Origin of the sequence: Bartonella sp. AP21QHHD (assembly GCF_042196205.1) — a bacterium.
Lineage (GTDB): Bacteria > Pseudomonadota > Alphaproteobacteria > Rhizobiales > Rhizobiaceae > Bartonella.
This window is the reverse complement of sequence record NZ_JBHIPT010000100.1, coordinates 20,031-36,858: the sequence shown is the minus strand read 5'-3', so window position 1 is coordinate 36,858 and position 16,828 is coordinate 20,031. Positions and strand designations below refer to the sequence as shown.

Below are 16,828 nucleotides of genomic sequence, written 5' to 3'. Positions count from 1 at the left end.
TCATTTTTAAATGATTTTTTCTACACTTTTCGAATATCAAACCCTCAGTCATATTTTATTCTTAAAAGACTTATCCTTCATTTTAATTATTCCCATTCAATAGTACTAGGAGGCTTTGAGGTTACATCATATACAACACGATTAATCCCTCTAACTTCGTTAATAATACGTGCTGCTGTCTTACTTAAAAACGCCATATCATAAGGATAAAAATCAGCAGTCATTCCATCTACAGATGTGACGGCGCGAAGAGCACAAACAAATTCATAAGTGCGACCATCCCCCATAACACCAACAGTTTGAACTGGAAGAAGAACAGCAAAAGCTTGCCAAATTTCATCATAAAGACCGGCCTTACGGATTTCCTCAAGATAAATAGCATCTGCTTCGCGTAAAATTTCTAATTTTTCACGTGTTACAGCACCTGGACACCGAATTGCAAGGCCGGGACCTGGAAAAGGATGGCGACCAATAAACTGCTCCGGTAGCCCTAACTCTCGTCCTAGCGAGCGAACCTCATCCTTAAAGAGCTCACGTAACGGTTCTACAAGTTTCATCTTCATCTGTTCTGGTAGCCCACCCACATTATGATGGCTTTTAATGGTTACCGTTTCACCAATAGCAGACACACTCTCAATAACATCTGGATAAAGTGTTCCTTGTGCTAAAAACTCTGCACCTCCTATTTTTTTCGTTTCTTCTTCAAAAACTTCAATAAAAAGGCGACCAATTGTTTTGCGTTTTTTTTCTGGATCTGTCTCACCTTTTAAAGCATTAAGAAACACATCAGCAGCATTAACGTGAATAAGCTCTATATTATAATGATCACGAAAGAGCGTGAGAACTTCTTCAGCTTCATTCTTGCGCATCAGCCCATGGTCTACCAAAATACATGTCAGTTGATCTCCTATAGCTTCATGAAGGAGTACCGCTACAACAGATGAATCCACTCCCCCTGAAAGACCACAAATCACACGACTTTTCCCAACTTTTTGTCGTATCGTAGCAATTGCCTGCTCACGATAAGAAGCCATTGACCAATTGCCTTTAATAGCAGAGATCTTATGAACAAAATTTTGCAAAAGTTTTGTACCATCCGGTGTATGGATAACTTCAGGATGAAACTGTACCGCATAAAAATGTCTTTTTTCATCCGCAATAGCCGCATAGGGAGCTCCTTTTGAGGTTCCTATGACACGAAAACCTTCTGGTAAAGCTGCCACACGGTCACCATGGCTCATCCATACTTGATAACGAGAACCTTTTTCCCACACTCCATCAAAAAGGGCACTCTCTTCTTGAACTTCCAAAAAAGCACGCCCAAATTCACGCTCATGTCCAGCTTCAACCTTTCCTCCAAGCTGAACACACATGACTTGTTCACCATAGCAAATACCCAAAATCGGAACACCCGCCTCAAAAATTTCCATTGGTGCACGCGGAGAGCCCTCATCAATAACGGAATAAGGACTCCCTGATAAAATAATAGCTTTAGGATTTATGCGGCGCACAGCTTCTAAAGCCAATTGAAAAGGAGCAATTTCACAATATACCCCCATTGCTCGTACCCGTCGTGCAATAAGTTGTGTAACTTGTGAACCAAAGTCAATAATAAGAACAGTGTCTGGATGTGATATGCTCATAGAAAACCAATCAACAATTGTAAAAGAAAACTCATGAGAGTTATGATTTAATCTTTCTCTTTTCACAAGCCTATTTTCTTACGAAAAAGATTATTCTCGTAAAGTTTATGATAAAAAGTGCAAAAATATGGATCAATGTTTTTTTTGCAACACAGATAAAAAGAACCCATCTGTTTGTGTTGTGGCTGGCGACAAAGTAAGTCCATAATTTGAAAAAACTGGTTGCACAGGAGAAAAACTAAAATGTTTCTGCCAAAGCGCTGGCATATCTATTGGAGAAAAATGAGAATGTTGTTGAAGGAAATGGGAAATTTGTTCCTCATTTTCATCTGTAAAAAGAGAACAGGTAATATAGATTAAGCGCCCATTTGGCTTAAGATAAGCTATCGCTTCATTCAAAATATCCCTCTGTTCTGTTTGGCGTTGTTTCACTTGTTCTAATGTTAAACGCCATTTCGCATCTGGACGACGACGCCATGTTCCTGTCCCACTACATGGTGCATCTAGTAGAACTCTATCCATCTGGCCTATTAATGGCTTCAATTCTTCTTTTTGTGCTCGTGTTTGTACATTACGAACACCAGCGCGTCGAAGACGATCAAAAATAGGAGCTAAGCGCGCTTTATCGGAATCATAAGCATAAATTTGCCCACGATTGTTCATATCGGAAGCTAAAGCTAATGTTTTGCCACCAGCACCTGCACAATAATCTAATACCTGCATGCTCTCTTGCGCTTCCACAAGGTGAGCAACAATTTGAGATCCTAAATCCTGTATTTCAAAGTGTCCTTTTTGAAAAGCTGGTTCCACTTGAACATTGGGATGACGATTAAACTTTTCAATCGGTGCAATTCTTAAAGCTTGCCCAAACCATGGAAAAGATTTAAGTTTGGTTTTTGCTAATTCTTTCAGCACCTTTTCTGGTGTTGCCTTTAGGTTATTTACCCGTAGGTCTAAAGAAGGACGCGTTGCTAACGCAGCCGCTTCAGTGATCCAATTATCACCAAATAAAGGACGCAGATGCGCTTGACACCATTGCGGAATATCACCACGAATATAGTCTGGAGCATCCACTAATTGCTGACCTTGCCACGATTTACGCTGTTTAGCCCCTAATAACTGCGGTGCAAACCGATCTTCTGTCAACTCACCGTCAATTTGCTCCAGCGTCATTTTTCCAGAATCTAATAAGGCACCAAAAACGATATCTCGGATATCATCACTCTCCATACGCCATTGTAAAGAATAACGTCGTCTTAAAACATCATAAACGATTGTACCAATAGCTGCACGATCACCTGCTCCAGCAAAGCGATGAGAAAGACCCCAATCCTTTAAAGCTTCTCCTACTGGGCGATGCTTCATTTCTATCTCTGTGAGAACATCTATTGCTGCTTGCAAACGCCCACCTAATCGCATTCATTTCTCCCATTAAAATAACAAAATTTTAAATCATCTAAAAAATAATATTATCGCCTTCTTGCCAATGAAACCTTCTCAACGCCATAAAAAATTTACATTCAATCTTAAAACGATCTGATCATACTTTTTTATAAGATCCAATTTAGAGTATCTAAATTTTTCCTTTCATCTTCTGCCCATTCGTTTTTTATCCTTCTACCTCTTATACTAAAAGATACGTAGCCATCCATAAAAAACTTATTTCCGCCATGCATTACGAAAAAAACAAACTCTTTAATTTATTGGCGTAAAATAAAGTTTACGAGGATTGTCTGAACAATAGAAAAAATCTTCTCATAAAATTAAACAAGCTCATCTTACGTTCAACAAAAAATTAACTTTTTAGAAAATGCTTGGAACCACTATTTGGCATGACCGTTTTTACTCTAATGGCAACTGCCAGACAATTTTAAAGGAGAAAATAATGACTTATAATAATGGAAAAACAACTTCGTCTAAAAGCCGTCATAATACAATGCCCTCAAACAACGGAAAGAAATCCGTTCAAAGTGATCAGACAAACACTCGCCAACGTGCGTCAAAGACTGGACGGAAGACAACAAAAAGTTAATTCTAATTTTATATAACTTATTTCATATAGTCTTAACAGAAAGAATTAGAGTTTTAACCTCTAATTCTTTCCTTTTTGGGATTATTACACCAAATTACAAACAGAAAAAGCGCAGTCTCTCTTTCTTGTTCTCGGCAAATTTTATATTTATGCAATATGATATTAGGCTCTTGTATCTTTAAACTGGCCCACGATAATTTGGACTCTCTCGTGTGATAGAAACATCATGCGTATGACTTTCATGGAGTCCCGCATTCGTAATACGTACAAACGTTGCTTTTTCACGAAACTCTACGAGATCTTTTGCTCCAACATACCCCATCGAAGCACGAAGTCCACCAGCAAGCTGATGTAGAACTGATGCTATAGGACCTTTATAAGCCACCTGCCCCTCCACACCCTCAGGAACCAACTTAAGTTCATCACGAACATCATCTTGAAAATAGCGATCTGCCGATCCTCGTGCCATAGCACCAACAGATCCCATGCCGCGATAAGCTTTAAAGGATCGTCCTTGATAAAGATAAACTTCGCCAGGACTTTCTTCTGTACCCGCTAAAAGAGAGCCAATCATAGCAGCACAAGCCCCACCTGCTAAGGCTTTAGCAAAATCACCCGAAGCTTTTATCCCCCCATCAGCAATAACGGGAATGCCCGCTTTTTCAGCAATTTCTGCAGCATTCATAATGGCTGCAAGCTGAGGAACACCAACACCTGCAACAATTCGCGTTGTGCAAATAGAACCAGGACCAATCCCAACTTTTATAGCATCCGCACCACTGTCAATCAAAGCCTGTGTTGCTTGAGCAGTCGCCACATTACCAGCAATAATAGCTGGAGAAAACGTCATTTTTTTAATACGCTCAACAGTGTCTAATACACGCTGAGAATGTCCATGTGCAGTATCAATTACTAGAATATCAACGCCTGCATCAATTAATCGTTCAGCCCGCTCAAACCCATCGTTCCCTACACTACTTGCAGCTGCAACACGCAAGCGACCTTGTGAATCTTTGGCAGCGTTTGGATTTAATTTTGCTTTTTCAATATCCTTAACTGTTATCAGTCCGACACAACGATTCTGTTCATCCACAACTAATAATTTTTCAATACGATGATGATGTAAAAGATACTTCGCTTCATTGAGTTGAACATTTTCACGCACTGTGATTAAATTTTCATGCGTCATTAATTCATAAATTTTTTGTTTAGGATCCGATGCAAAACGCACATCCCTATTTGTCAAAATGCCAACAAGCCGTCCAGCAGTTTCACCTTTAGCACCATTTTCAACAACCGGAATACCGGAAATACCATGAGAGCGCATCAAAGATTTTGCTTCTTCAAGTGTTGCATCTGGTCCAATGGTGACTGGATTAACAACCATACCAGATTCAAACTTTTTTACTTGGCGAACTTCTTCTGCCTGCTCTGCAGGAGACATATTACGATGAATAACCCCAAGACCACCAGCTTGAGCCATAGCAATTGCCAAACGCGATTCTGTTACCGTATCCATTGCCGCAGAAAGCAATGGCAAATTGAGCTTAATATCCGCTGCAATGCGCGTACTGAGATCCACTTGACTAGGCATAACAAGAGAATGACCGGGTTGTAAAAGTACATCATCAAAAGTCAGTGCCAATGCACCTGTCCCCGTTTCAACAATCTTTGCCATATCAAAATTCCTTTTATAATAAAACACCGCAAGAAGCTTTAAAATACAACTGCGGTTCTCATACATGGTAGATTGGCAAAAAATTATGCCATGCTACAAACAAAATGAAAAGAAAAATAAATATTTTTTTAAGTGTGGTTTATAAAAATTTACAATTGTGATTCAATAGGTAACCAACTTATTATTTTTGCAAATGCGCGACGCCAAAAATTGCTTTCTGGCTCATAGTCAATGCTATATTTTTTTTCATTTTCAATAAAATCCCAATAAATACGATTATTATCACCAAGACGCAGATGATAGCTCATTTCCCCTGTGGTTTCTTCAGAAAACAACAAATCTAATCTTGCTGTAATGGGAGCACATTCAAAAAGAATGCCCATTTCTGTATTTAATGATGCTGATCTTGGATCAAAATTTAAAGATCCAATAAAAGCTGTTTTACGATCAATTAAAAAAGCTTTGGCATGTAGACTTGCCTTACTCGATCGAAACAATCGTAACCCATGAGTATTGCCTTCCACTTTTAATTCATAAAGATTAACACCACTTTTCAACAATGCCTTACGATAAGGTACATAACCACCATGCACTAATGCTACATCAGTAGCTGCTAAAGAATTTGTCAGAATTTTGACATCAACACCCTTTGAAACCAAATTACTAAAATTCTGCGTGCCAACCTTACCAGGAACAAAATAAGGTGACGTAATCTGGACCGTTTTTTGGGCATTTCCAATAACCTTTGAAAGTGCCTTCATAAGCCAATTACTTGCTTTTTTACGCAATGCTTTTTCTGGAGGGTCAGAAAGAACAACAACTTTGTCTGCTAAAAATAACCGCTTTCCTGTTTGGATAAAACAATTAAAGTTAATGTGCTCTTTGACATAATCTAAATAAACTTTTGCAACTTTGGAATCACGAAACTTTCGTAATTTATCTTTCCAATAGCTAAGATCACTTGCGCTTTTAGGAACAACCAAAGTATGAATTGGCAAAACAACAGCACTATTCCAAAAATCATCAAAGATACTTTCTACCTTTTTAACAGAAGGACCGATTAACATCAAATCTAAATCTCGAAAATGGGATTCTTTACCAGCATCAAAATAAGAATCTGCAAGATTACGTCCTCCTACAAAAGCGACCCTGCCATCAACAATAAAAGCTTTATTATGCATTCTACGTGTTACAGTAATTGCCCGTAATATAATTTCTAAACCACGGCGTAAACCACCTTTACGCGATCGCCCTGGATTAAACATTCTCACCTCAATGTGAGGATGTTTATCTAGCGCAATATAAGCTGGATCACGTGCCTGAGCATTAATATCATCCAAAAGAAGCCGTACCCGAACCCCTCGATCAGCTGCCTCAACTATTTCACTTAATAATAGGCGCCCCGTTAAATCATCATCCCAAATATAATACATCAGATCAAGGCTACGCCCAGCCTCTGCAGCTCCTATTGCCCGAACACAAAACGCATCCAAATTGCTGATAATGAGGGAAAGGGCATCTTTATCAATCCCCAATCCATTTTCTTTCTCAGCTAATTGACTGACGATACGATCAAGCTTAGTTTCATCTTTCTGAAGAGGTAACGCATAAGAACATTTTCCCCTAGCATTTTTCACAAAACGCCCATAGGTGTAGATTGCCAACATAGATGCAATAAAAAAAAAGAGGACAAAACCAATAACAATCTGTAAAAGAGTCAAAGAGGGCAAACTTTCTATTTTAAACTATCACATCATCAGTAATGCAAACGATAACACTAATCACTTTATCTTAATCGTATAGCAGATAAAATGCCACTTCTTGCTTAAGAGAGTATAAATTTAATATTGATGATACAAAAATTTTAGCGGTAGTATTTAAAAGTTTTTAAAAATGCTTCTCTGTTTTAATAAATGTAAACTTAACTAAAATTGTATAAATTGAAACAAACGATTAAAATAGTCACATAAAATTTATATTTGATTTAAATCAACAAAATCATCCACTATAGATAAATTTTACAATAAATGATTGTTTTCTTCAGCTTTCCCCCACGGACTTTATCAAAATTCACTCTATTTTTTGAAACGCTTGCTTGTCATGAAGAGAAATTTGTTATGAATTTACTTTCGTTCTTGATTTCTTATTGCTCTCAATTCTTCCATTTTTCTATAAAGTGTAGAGCGACCAATATGAAGGCGACGCGCAATCTCACTCATATGTCCTTTATAATGTTTAATCGCTTTCTCTATAATATCATGCTCCATTTCTGCAAAAGTACGTACATGCCCATCAGTATTCAAAAATTTTATCGATTCTTGCTCATTATCTTCTTGCATATTACCCTCAATGATATTGGGAACATTCATTAATGAATTTCCCATTAATTGCGGAAAATCTCGAACAGTTAATAACGGTCCTTCACTGAGTAAAATCGCACGAAATAAAAAGGTTTCAAGCTCATTTCTATTGCCAGGCCAATCATACTGCATAAGCAAGGAAAGAGCAGAGCCTGCTAAACCATGGACATGTGATCGCCCTGTTTCTGTGATAATGCGATCAATCAAACGTTGTGTGATCTCTGGAAAATCATCCCTTAATTCTCGTAAAGCAGGAACGCTAATAGACAAGTGAGAAAATTGTTCAAACAAACTATGCAAAAAAAAGTTCTCATTAACCAAGTCCTTTAAACGCGATGTTGAAATAGCGATGATCCGAAAAGGAAAAAAATCTCCTTTTGTATCCCTTTCCCTTTCTTTAAGGTAATGAGCAAACCGTTTTTGCTGTATGGGCTCAAGTCGATCAATATCACAAAGGCAAAGTGTCCCTTTTTCAAGAGAAGAAACCAATGGTAGGAATTCTTTAAACCACTGCTGATTTTCTTCTTCTGGATCAACGATGGCTGAACATTGAAAGCGAACAAAAACACCCTCCGAAAATAATCCCTCATGATGAATAATCCGAGCTAATGTCTCACGTCCTGTTCCAGCTTCTCCCTCTATCAAAAGATTCTGTAAAGAAGTTGCTGCTTGTCTCGATTGTTCTAATACTATCTGCATAGCTCTACTTTTTACGCAAAGATCAGAAAACCGTAAATGATTCTCTTTTTTTCGCCGAATATCTCGAACCTCATGCTCCAAGGCAGAAATAAGAGCAAGGATATCCAAAGTAACTCTTACACGTAATAATGTTACTGGATGGATCCAATAATCAATAGCTCCAGCTGTTAAAGCTTTCTGGAGTAAATGCTGATTCTCTTGTTGTGCTATAACGACAATAGGAACAGAAACACCAGCAACTCTAATCATTTTAATCAAATCGCTCACACTCAAATCACTCATAACGACATCAAGGAGTGCAAGCACAATGTTTTTACGCCTGTGTAAAAGATCAATCGTACGGAGACCATTTTCTGCTTCAATGACACGATAACCAAAACCTCGCAGCATAGAAGAAAGTTCTATACGTCTTCCATAATCTTCACTCGCAACAAGAATGGGACCAACCATAATGTCAATAATCTCCTTTGAGACTACTTAGCAGCTTAATATAAAAATTGTTGTAAACCATAAGAAATATTTTACCTCTTGTGTTTCACTTACGAAATTCATCAAGCTGTCAATTAAATACAACATTAAGGCATTTTTTTCCATTTTTTTGCTTTTTCATTGATTTTTATCAAATTTTTCATATTGACTCATGGGGTAATTTAATAATGTTATAGAAACTAGAGAGCAAAATAATCTAAATAGAGTGCAATAAATGAAACATACCTATCATATTTTATGTCTTACAATTACCGCCTTGCTGTTAAGTGCCTGTAACTTTTCGCGATATTATAACTCAAATATGCCAACTGGAATTGATGGAAAATGGGTTGATGAGAATGGTATTATTTCTTCTTTCCACAATGGTGTTTTTGAAACGCATGCAGCAGATACAGAAGAAAAACTATCAGAAGGAGCATATAATTATCTCAATGCCCAAAATATAGAAATTGAAATACGCTCTATTCTCCGTGGAACAATTTCTAGAGTCAATTGTACAATGTCATATGACGCCACACAACTTCTCTGCACCTCACATACAGGAGCACAGTTTTTCCTTAAGCGGAAATCTTAAACAAAGTACAAGGGAAACCTCTCTTAAGAACAGAGGGAGCACACACATTAAGCAGGAGGCGATATCCTTTCTCCTCCTGATAGAAAATCCTCTCTAAAATACGCAAAGAGGCTGGTATAATCTTTACCCTGAAAATTTTCTAAATATTATGAAATGCGTAAAATAATCATTTTCTTCCACAAAATATCAGTAAAGCCACCTCACAATAAAATTGTAACTTTGTATCATTCAATCTATTTCAACCTAAAATAACATTTTATTTGATAGGGAACTTTAATCTAAGCAGCGCCAATGCGCAAAAGATCATGAAAATGAACAATTCCTATCGGTTTTTTATCTTCAACCACAAAAAATGCACCAATCTGATGATCATTAATAAAAGCTGTTGCTGCACCAACAAGTGTATTTGGCTTTACAACTTTAGGAGCTTTGGTCATCACCTCGTCAACATTAAATTTTGATAAATTAAAATGAATGTTACGTGCAAGATCGCCATCAGTTACAATTCCGATTAGTTCACCTTCTTGATTCACAACACCAACACAACCAAAATGTTTTTCCACCAAAACATTCATCGCTTCAGTCATAGCTGTTCCCTGCATAACCAAAGGAATATTATCACCCTCATGCATAATATCACACACGTATTTAAGGCTTGCACCAAGAGAACCACCAGGATGATATATTTTGAAATCCGTTGCGGTAAAACCACGCATTTCTAAAAGAGAAACCGCTAATGCATCTCCCATTGCCAATTGCATAATTGTTGAAGTTGTAGGGGCTAAACCATGGGGGCAAGCCTCTTCTATCTTTGGTAATAATAGTACAATATCAGCTTGTCGTCCTAACACAGAGTGCTTACTTGATGTCATCGCAATAAGGGGGATACGAAAACGCGCCGCATAACTTATAATACCACTTAACTCTTGAGTTTCACCAGACCATGATAAAGCAAGAATAACGTCATCAGAGCCAATCATACCAAGATCACCATGATTGGCTTCTGCAGCGTGAACAAAAAAGGCAGGTGTTCCAGTTGAGGCTAAGGTTGCTGCAATTTTTGTCCCTATATGACCACTTTTTCCAAGACCAGTAATAACCACATGTCCACGAGCATTTCTAATAGTTTGAACAGCCGCTTCAAAAGAAGAAGAAAGACTTTCCAGAAGAGCTTTTTCAAGAGCTTCAAGCCCCTGCTTTTCACTAGCAAGTGTTTTAAGCGCTGATGCTACTGCACCTTGCAAAGCCATATGAGGAGACGATATTGTCATAATCAAATTCGACCAATAAAATTAAGTGAGAGATCTATATCACTTTTCGACATTAATGGTTTCTAGTAAATTTTTCAATGAAGCAGAAACGTGGCTGTGCATATCAGCGCGTGCCAAAGAAAATGCAACGTTGGCTTCAATAAAACCAGCTTTAGAACCGCAATCAAAAGTGCGCCCTTTTACTTGCAAACCCCAAAAATCTTGCTCATTTGAAAGCCGTATCATAGCATCTGTTAATTGAATTTCATTTCCTGTTCCCCGTTCTTGAGTGGAAAGAATATTAAAAATTTCTGGCTGCAAAATATAACGTCCATTGATGTACAAATTTGATGGTGCCGTACCTTGTGCTGGTTTCTCTACCATTTTTGTGATTTCAAAACCATTTGCAATCTGTTTGCCTTTCCCAACAATACCATATTTATGTGTTTCTCTAGGATCGCATTCCTGAACTGCTATAATATTTCCCCCACCCACCTTTTCATAAAGGCTCATCATTTCAGAAAGACAGCCCTTTTTCGCTTGTATCAACATATCCGGTAATAACAAAGCAAAAGGTTCCCCTGCAACTAATTCACGTGCACACCAAAGAGCATGCCCTAATCCCAAAGGTTGTTGTTGCCGAGTGAAAGAAGTTGACCCTGGTAATGGCTGTAAACGGTATAAATGTGCAAGATCTTCTTTCTTTCCACATTCAGCAAGTGTCGTATATAATTCAACTTGCTCATCAAAATAATCCTCAATAACGGCTTTGTTACGTCCAGTTACAAAAATAAAATGCTCAATACCAGCTTCCCTCGCCTCATCCATAACATATTGAATAACAGGTTTATCAACAACTGTTAGCATTTCTTTAGGAATCGTTTTTGTCGCAGGAAGAAAACGCGTACCAAGACCTGCTACTGGGAATACTGCTTTCCGGATTTTACGCACACTCACCCTCCTCAATGAATTCATATAACTTTTTTGTTTTATTTATCATATGTTTTTACGAAATGGTAAAAAAGATATCTTATTGTTTTGATTATCATTATAATGAGCAATAAAAATGTAAAAAGAGTCTGAGAATTTATTGAAGGGATTAAAACGTATTATTTATTTCAGTTTTTTCCTCTTCTTGATCATATTATCGATTAAACTAAATACAAAATAAAGTTATTGCACATCTAATGAATTGAATATTAATGGGGATTTCAAAATGCAAAAAACAGAATTGAAGACTTTCTCTTTTTTAGAGAAGTCAATAGCTTGGAGAACTCTTCTCACTGGCTCTGCCGTTATTTTTTCTGCTTTTTTAATGTTTTTTGCACCCCTTTCATATGCTGATAGCGGATTTAAACACTGGATTAAAGAATTTAAAAAAATAGCTATTGCTCACAATATTACCCCCTCTACGTTTCATATGGCGTTTAAAGGTGTTAATGCCATTGATCCAGAAGTTCTAAAAAGCGCCGCATACCAACCGGAATTTGTTGCTCCTTCATGGAACTATTTCGATAATCGTGTCCATGATATTGCAATTGAGGAAGGACGACGCCAAACTCAAAAATGGAACAAATGGCTTCTTCAAATTGAAAAACGTTTTGGTGTTGATCGCAATATTCTGCTTGCTATTTGGTCAATGGAAAGCAACTATGGGAAGGTTTTAGCTAATAAAAGTGTAATGCGTGATACCATTCGCTCTCTTGCAACTTTAGCCTATGCTGATAAAAAACGTGCAAAATATGCATATACACAGCTGATTGCTGCTATGAAAATTCTACAAAGTGGCGAAATTAAACGCTCTCAACTCACTGGATCTTGGGCCGGTGCATTGGGGCATACACAATTTATTCCAAGCAGTTATCTCGCCTATGCAGTTGATATGGACCAAGATGGACGGCGTGATATCTGGAACTCTGTTCCAGATGCTCTGGCTACTGCTGCTAACCTTCTCCACAAAAATGGCTGGCAACCTAATCTTATTTGGGGAGTAGAGGTAAAAGTGCCGCAGGGGAAAACCCTTCCTGAAGGCTGGTATTCCTTTGAACAATGGAAAAAATTAGGTGTAAAACACGCAAATGGGCACCCTCTTCCTACATCAGCTGAACAAGCAATATTAAAATATCCAGATGGAGCAAAAGGACCTATATTTTTAGTCACAAAAAATTTCTTTGTTCTGAAACATTATAATAATGCAGATCGTTATGCGTTTGCTGTTGGCCTTCTTGCTGATCGCATTGCTGGACATCCTAGATTGGTAAATGATTGGCAAAGACCTTTTCAACCTCTTACTTTCCAGGAATGTAAAGAACTACAATCTCGCTTAAGTGCACTGGGCTATTATAAAGGGAATGTTGATGGAAAAATCGGAACAGCTTCTCGCAAAGCAATTAAAGCTTTTCAACTGCGTCACGGTCTAAAAGCAAATGGATATCCATCATCTCAAGTGCTTTTTCTCCTTCGCAAACAATAAGGGAGACTAAATTTTTGTCTTCTTTTCGCCTGATATACTTGACATTATTGCTGTTTTCACTTTCTATTGTGGGGATCTTACAGCCATCCCCAAGTAAAGCAACGAACTTCTTCAAATGGTTGTCACAACAAAACAAACAGACACAGCAGCCACCGCAAATTATAGAACAAAAAATAGACAAGCCGCAAAAAAAGATCGTAACACAAAAAAACATACAAAAGCTAAAAAATGAGAATGCAAAGCGCATTCTTGTCATAGGGGATTTTGCAGCTTCTGCTGTTGCCGATGCACTTAAGAAGTCTTTTATAAATAATAGCGATATCGTTATCATGAACAACACAGTACCAGCTTCCGGCTTAGTTCGAACGGATTATTATTCTTGGCAAGGCAATATTTCTAAACTCATTAATCAAAATAATCCCGATGTTATTATCATGATGATCGGTGCAAATGATAATCAACCCATCACAAACTCTCATAACATGATTAACACAAATCAGTCAGAATGGATGCGCATCTACAAACAAAGAATTATCGAAATTGCTGAAAGTCTTCATGCCTCTGGAAAATCATGGATATGGATAGGTCAGCCTTCTTTTGGAAATGATCTTTTGACACAAAAAATGAAAATTTTTAATGCGCTCTATAAACAAGAAACAGAAACAGCAGGAGGGTATTTTCTCGATATCTGGAGCGGCTTTAGTGATGAGACAGGAAATTTTTCTTTTTCAGGCTATGATATTAATGGAAAAATAACCAAATTACGCACCAATAATGGCATGCATTTCACCCCTGAAGGAAAGAAAAAACTTGCCTCTTATTTAGAAAAACCATTGAAAAATATTTCAAATTTTTATGCCTTTTCTCATGAAAATTCTTACTCAACCGATCAAGTTATTCAAAAACTTATACAAGAATCAGAGAATCAAGAGCGGAGTAAAATTATGCGTCAGCCTCCAATGAGCCTCGATGATATGGCACAAAAAAACACTCACCTTTTAGGCAAAAGAAAGTCAAGTTTTATAAAAAAATCATGGTTTCCACCAAATGGGCATCAAAAAGATCGAGCTGATAATTTTTCTTTTCCATAATGTCTATTTAAAATACAAAATCTATTTTCCTCTATAAACAAAAAGCGAATAAGATAAAAAACTCTGTTTACAGAGCTATAATGAAGAGAAAATTTGCATAAATCGCAACTGTACCTTTCGAATAATATGAAAACGGCATGGTGTTAACCATACCGTTATATCTTATAGTCCACGTTTGTTAATCATTGCCTCTGGTAAAGGCATTCGTCCCCGGAAAGCTTTATAAAGCTCCTCTGGATCACGACTTCCTCCAGCGGAGTAAATAAAACGTTTCAACTTATCAGCAAGCTCTGAATTAAAAACATCTCCCGTTTCTTCAAAAGCTTGAAAAGCATCAGCATCAAGGACTTCCGACCACATATAAGAATAGTAACCAGATGCATAACCATCTCCCGCAAACACGTGCATAAAATGTGGGGGACGATGACGCATAATAATTGTATCAGGCATTTGCAGCTTTTCTAATTCTTGGCGTTCAAACACTGTTGGATCAGTGACTGTTTCGCCTTGATGAAAAGCCATATCCACTAAAGCTGATGAGATAAATTCAACGGCAGAAAATCCTGCATTAAATGTCTGTGCTACTAAGACTTTATCTATCAACTCTTGTGGCATAGGATGGCCTGTTTTTGTATGTATAGCATAAGATTTTAATATCTCTGGTACTGTTAACCAATGTTCGTAAAGTTGAGAAGGTAGCTCAACAAAATCACGTGAAACAGATGTTCCCGACACAGATGGCCATGTGACATCAGAAAGCAAACCATGCAATGCATGTCCAAATTCGTGGAAAAGCGTACGTGCATCATCAAGTGATAAAAGAGCAACTTCCCCTTTAGGTGGTTTAGCAAAATTACAAACATTGTAGATAATAGGCTTTTGTCCGCCATCCAATTTATGTTGTGATTGCAAACTACTCATCCACGCACCGGAGCGTTTTGAAGAACGTGCAAAATAATCACCAATAAAATGCCCAAGTAGACTTCCATCAGACTTTTTTACTTCCCACAAACGTGCATCAGGATGCCAAAGTGTAACAGCGTTTTTTTCTTCAAATGTAATGCTAAAGAGTTTTTCGGCTACCCCAAAAGCCGCTTTAATCATAAGATCAAGCTGAAAATAATATTTAATCTCAGCGCTATCGAAAGAAAGTTTTTCAGTGCGAAGCTTTTCAGCATAATAACGCCAATCCCAAGCAGCTAAAGATTCATTGCTGCCCTGATTGTTGGCAAAATTTTGTAAGTCAATTTGCTCAGTAGAAGCTTTCGCTCTTGCGCGCTTCCATACAGGCATAAGCAAATCCATAACGGAATCAACACTTTTAGCCATAGTATTATCGAGCTTCAAATCTGCGAAAGATTTATATCCCAATAATTTAGCCTGCTCATCTCGAAGCGCAACAATCTCTACAATAATTGTTTTATTATCATTCTTGTTATTATTTTCACCACGTTTAGCCCAAGCTTGGAATGCAACCTCACGCAAATCACGACGATCAGAGAATTTTAAAAAAGGTTCAACAATCGAACGTGCTAGTGTTAATGCATACGCTTCTTCATTGCCTCTTTCACACGCAATTTCCTTCATTGAAGCAATGAGATCTTGCGGTAAACCAGATAAGTCTGTTTGTTTTAAAAACAGAATCCATTCAGCTTCATCATTTAAGACATTTTGTCCAAAAGTAGCATTTAAAAAAGCAAGTCTTTCATTAATTTCCAAAAGCCGTTTCTTAGCTTTTTCATCGAGTTTTGCCCCATGACAAACAAACTTTTTCCACCATAATTCAAGAACACGTGTTGTTTCACTCTCAAATGTGCCCAGCTGCGACTGTTTATAAAGTACATCTATTTTCGCAAATATCCGCGCATCCATCATCATTTTTGAAGAATAACGAGAAAGTTTTACAACGAACTCTTGCTCTAGCTGTTGAATTAATACATTCGTATGAGCACTGGTGCGTAAGAAAAATATTGAACAGACACGATCAAGCGCTTTGCCGCAAAGCTCAAAAGGCTGCAAAAAATTCTCAAGCGTTGGTGGTTCTTGCACCATCGCAATTGCCTCTAGTTCTTCTTCTGCTTCTTGAAGTGCCTGTTCAAAAGCGGGTTTAAAATCTTCGTCACTTATAGAAGAAAAATCAGGAAGACCTAAAAATCCCTTCCAGTCCAGCACTGCTGCTTTTGTCATAATACTTTATGTCTCCATTATAAATTTAAACTGTAACAATTATCTTTACGACACAAATTGATAACATACTAAAACTATTTCGTGAGTTTCAAAACTACCTTTCAAAACCCTATTGAATAAAAAAACCTGAAAATCGTAAAGTTCTTTCATTCAAACCATATTATATTGAAGCAATAAAGATTATTCGCTCGCACATCACAATAGAATTGCATATTAACAAAAACACTTGGAGAAAAGCATAATCTCCACTCTTTATAAAATATTGCTTTAGATTCTTTTGAAAATCGCAAACTACATTAAAGAAATGATGGTAAAATCAGAACTGATTTTTACATTTACGTTTTTATATTAT

At 37.4% G+C, this 16,828-nt stretch carries 12 protein-coding genes; 4 read left to right on the top strand and 8 right to left on the bottom strand.

All coding sequences use genetic code 11. The annotated features are described in order from the left end of the window. Positions 1–86: 86 nt before the first annotated feature. Together guaA and ACFIMC_RS06050 are read right to left on the bottom strand one after the other, a co-directional pair. Positions 87–1,643: a glutamine-hydrolyzing GMP synthase gene (gene guaA / locus ACFIMC_RS06055; protein ID WP_375611844.1), complete on the bottom strand. Its 1,557-nt coding sequence runs from the start codon at positions 1,641–1,643 to the stop codon at positions 87–89. A gap of 132 nt (positions 1,644–1,775) precedes the next feature. Then, positions 1,776–3,062, bottom strand: coding sequence for an RsmB/NOP family class I SAM-dependent RNA methyltransferase (locus ACFIMC_RS06050; protein ID WP_375627664.1), 1,287 nt, complete (start codon positions 3,060–3,062; stop codon positions 1,776–1,778). Positions 3,063–3,528: 466 nt separating this feature from the next. Between ACFIMC_RS06050 and ACFIMC_RS06045 the strand changes: the two genes are divergently transcribed. Further along, positions 3,529–3,675: a hypothetical protein gene (locus ACFIMC_RS06045; RefSeq protein ID WP_273722522.1), complete on the top strand. Its 147-nt coding sequence runs from the start codon at positions 3,529–3,531 to the stop codon at positions 3,673–3,675. A 178-nt stretch (positions 3,676–3,853) separates the two neighbouring features. On the opposite strand, the gene guaB is transcribed toward ACFIMC_RS06045, so the two are convergent. From guaB to ACFIMC_RS06030, 3 genes are all read right to left on the bottom strand, one after another. Further along, positions 3,854–5,353 (bottom strand): IMP dehydrogenase, encoded by a 1,500-nt coding sequence (guaB, locus tag ACFIMC_RS06040; protein ID WP_375671914.1) that lies wholly within the window; start codon positions 5,351–5,353, stop codon positions 3,854–3,856. A 149-nt stretch (positions 5,354–5,502) separates the two neighbouring features. After that, complete coding sequence (locus ACFIMC_RS06035; protein WP_375680807.1) at positions 5,503–7,074, bottom strand: phospholipase D family protein; 1,572 nt, start codon at positions 7,072–7,074, stop codon at positions 5,503–5,505. 402 nt (positions 7,075–7,476) lie between these two features. Further along, entirely contained in the window at positions 7,477–8,862 is a 1,386-nt protein-coding gene (locus tag ACFIMC_RS06030; RefSeq protein WP_375611848.1) for a sigma-54-dependent transcriptional regulator, read from the bottom strand. 253 nt (positions 8,863–9,115) lie between these two features. Between ACFIMC_RS06030 and ACFIMC_RS06025 the strand changes: the two genes are divergently transcribed. Continuing rightward, the gene (locus ACFIMC_RS06025; protein WP_375611849.1) at positions 9,116–9,475 is read left to right on the top strand and encodes a hypothetical protein; all 360 of its coding nucleotides are present in this window, start codon (positions 9,116–9,118) and stop codon (positions 9,473–9,475) included. 278 nt (positions 9,476–9,753) lie between these two features. Here ACFIMC_RS06025 and ACFIMC_RS06020 read toward each other — a convergent pair whose 3' ends face one another. Then, positions 9,754–10,746: an SIS domain-containing protein gene (locus ACFIMC_RS06020; protein WP_375613282.1), complete on the bottom strand. Its 993-nt coding sequence runs from the start codon at positions 10,744–10,746 to the stop codon at positions 9,754–9,756. Positions 10,747–10,785: 39 nt separating this feature from the next. After that, positions 10,786–11,676: a UTP--glucose-1-phosphate uridylyltransferase gene (locus ACFIMC_RS06015; RefSeq protein ID WP_375613281.1), complete on the bottom strand. Its 891-nt coding sequence runs from the start codon at positions 11,674–11,676 to the stop codon at positions 10,786–10,788. A gap of 265 nt (positions 11,677–11,941) precedes the next feature. Here ACFIMC_RS06015 and ACFIMC_RS06010 point away from each other — a divergent pair, with 265 nt between their 5' ends. Together ACFIMC_RS06010 and ACFIMC_RS06005 are read left to right on the top strand one after the other, a co-directional pair. Continuing rightward, entirely contained in the window at positions 11,942–13,198 is a 1,257-nt protein-coding gene (locus ACFIMC_RS06010) for a lytic murein transglycosylase (protein ID WP_375613280.1), read from the top strand. A gap of 14 nt (positions 13,199–13,212) precedes the next feature. Next, entirely contained in the window at positions 13,213–14,289 is a 1,077-nt protein-coding gene (locus ACFIMC_RS06005) for an SGNH family hydrolase (RefSeq protein ID WP_375613279.1), read from the top strand. Positions 14,290–14,451: 162 nt separating this feature from the next. Here ACFIMC_RS06005 and ACFIMC_RS06000 read toward each other — a convergent pair whose 3' ends face one another. Beyond that, positions 14,452–16,476, bottom strand: coding sequence for a M3 family metallopeptidase (locus ACFIMC_RS06000; RefSeq protein WP_375613278.1), 2,025 nt, complete (start codon positions 16,474–16,476; stop codon positions 14,452–14,454). Between the last annotated feature and the right edge of the window lie 352 nt (positions 16,477–16,828).

Bases quoted from the DNA above. Each gene is read 5' to 3' on its own strand.
- ACFIMC_RS06025 (WP_375611849.1), top strand. From the start codon at position 9,116: ATGAAACATACCTATCATATTTTATGTCTTACAATTACCGCCTTGCTG.
- ACFIMC_RS06000 (WP_375613278.1), bottom strand. From the start codon at position 16,476: ATGACAAAAGCAGCAGTGCTGGACTGGAAGGGATTTTTAGGTCTTCCT.
- guaA (WP_375611844.1), bottom strand. From the start codon at position 1,643: ATGAGCATATCACATCCAGACACTGTTCTTATTATTGACTTTGGTTCA.
- ACFIMC_RS06030 (WP_375611848.1), bottom strand. From the start codon at position 8,862: ATGGTTGGTCCCATTCTTGTTGCGAGTGAAGATTATGGAAGACGTATA.
- ACFIMC_RS06020 (WP_375613282.1), bottom strand. From the start codon at position 10,746: ATGACAATATCGTCTCCTCATATGGCTTTGCAAGGTGCAGTAGCATCA.
- ACFIMC_RS06010 (WP_375613280.1), top strand. From the start codon at position 11,942: ATGCAAAAAACAGAATTGAAGACTTTCTCTTTTTTAGAGAAGTCAATA.
- guaB (WP_375671914.1), bottom strand. From the start codon at position 5,353: ATGGCAAAGATTGTTGAAACGGGGACAGGTGCATTGGCACTGACTTTT.
- ACFIMC_RS06050 (WP_375627664.1), bottom strand. From the start codon at position 3,062: ATGCGATTAGGTGGGCGTTTGCAAGCAGCAATAGATGTTCTCACAGAG.
- ACFIMC_RS06045 (WP_273722522.1), top strand. From the start codon at position 3,529: ATGACTTATAATAATGGAAAAACAACTTCGTCTAAAAGCCGTCATAAT.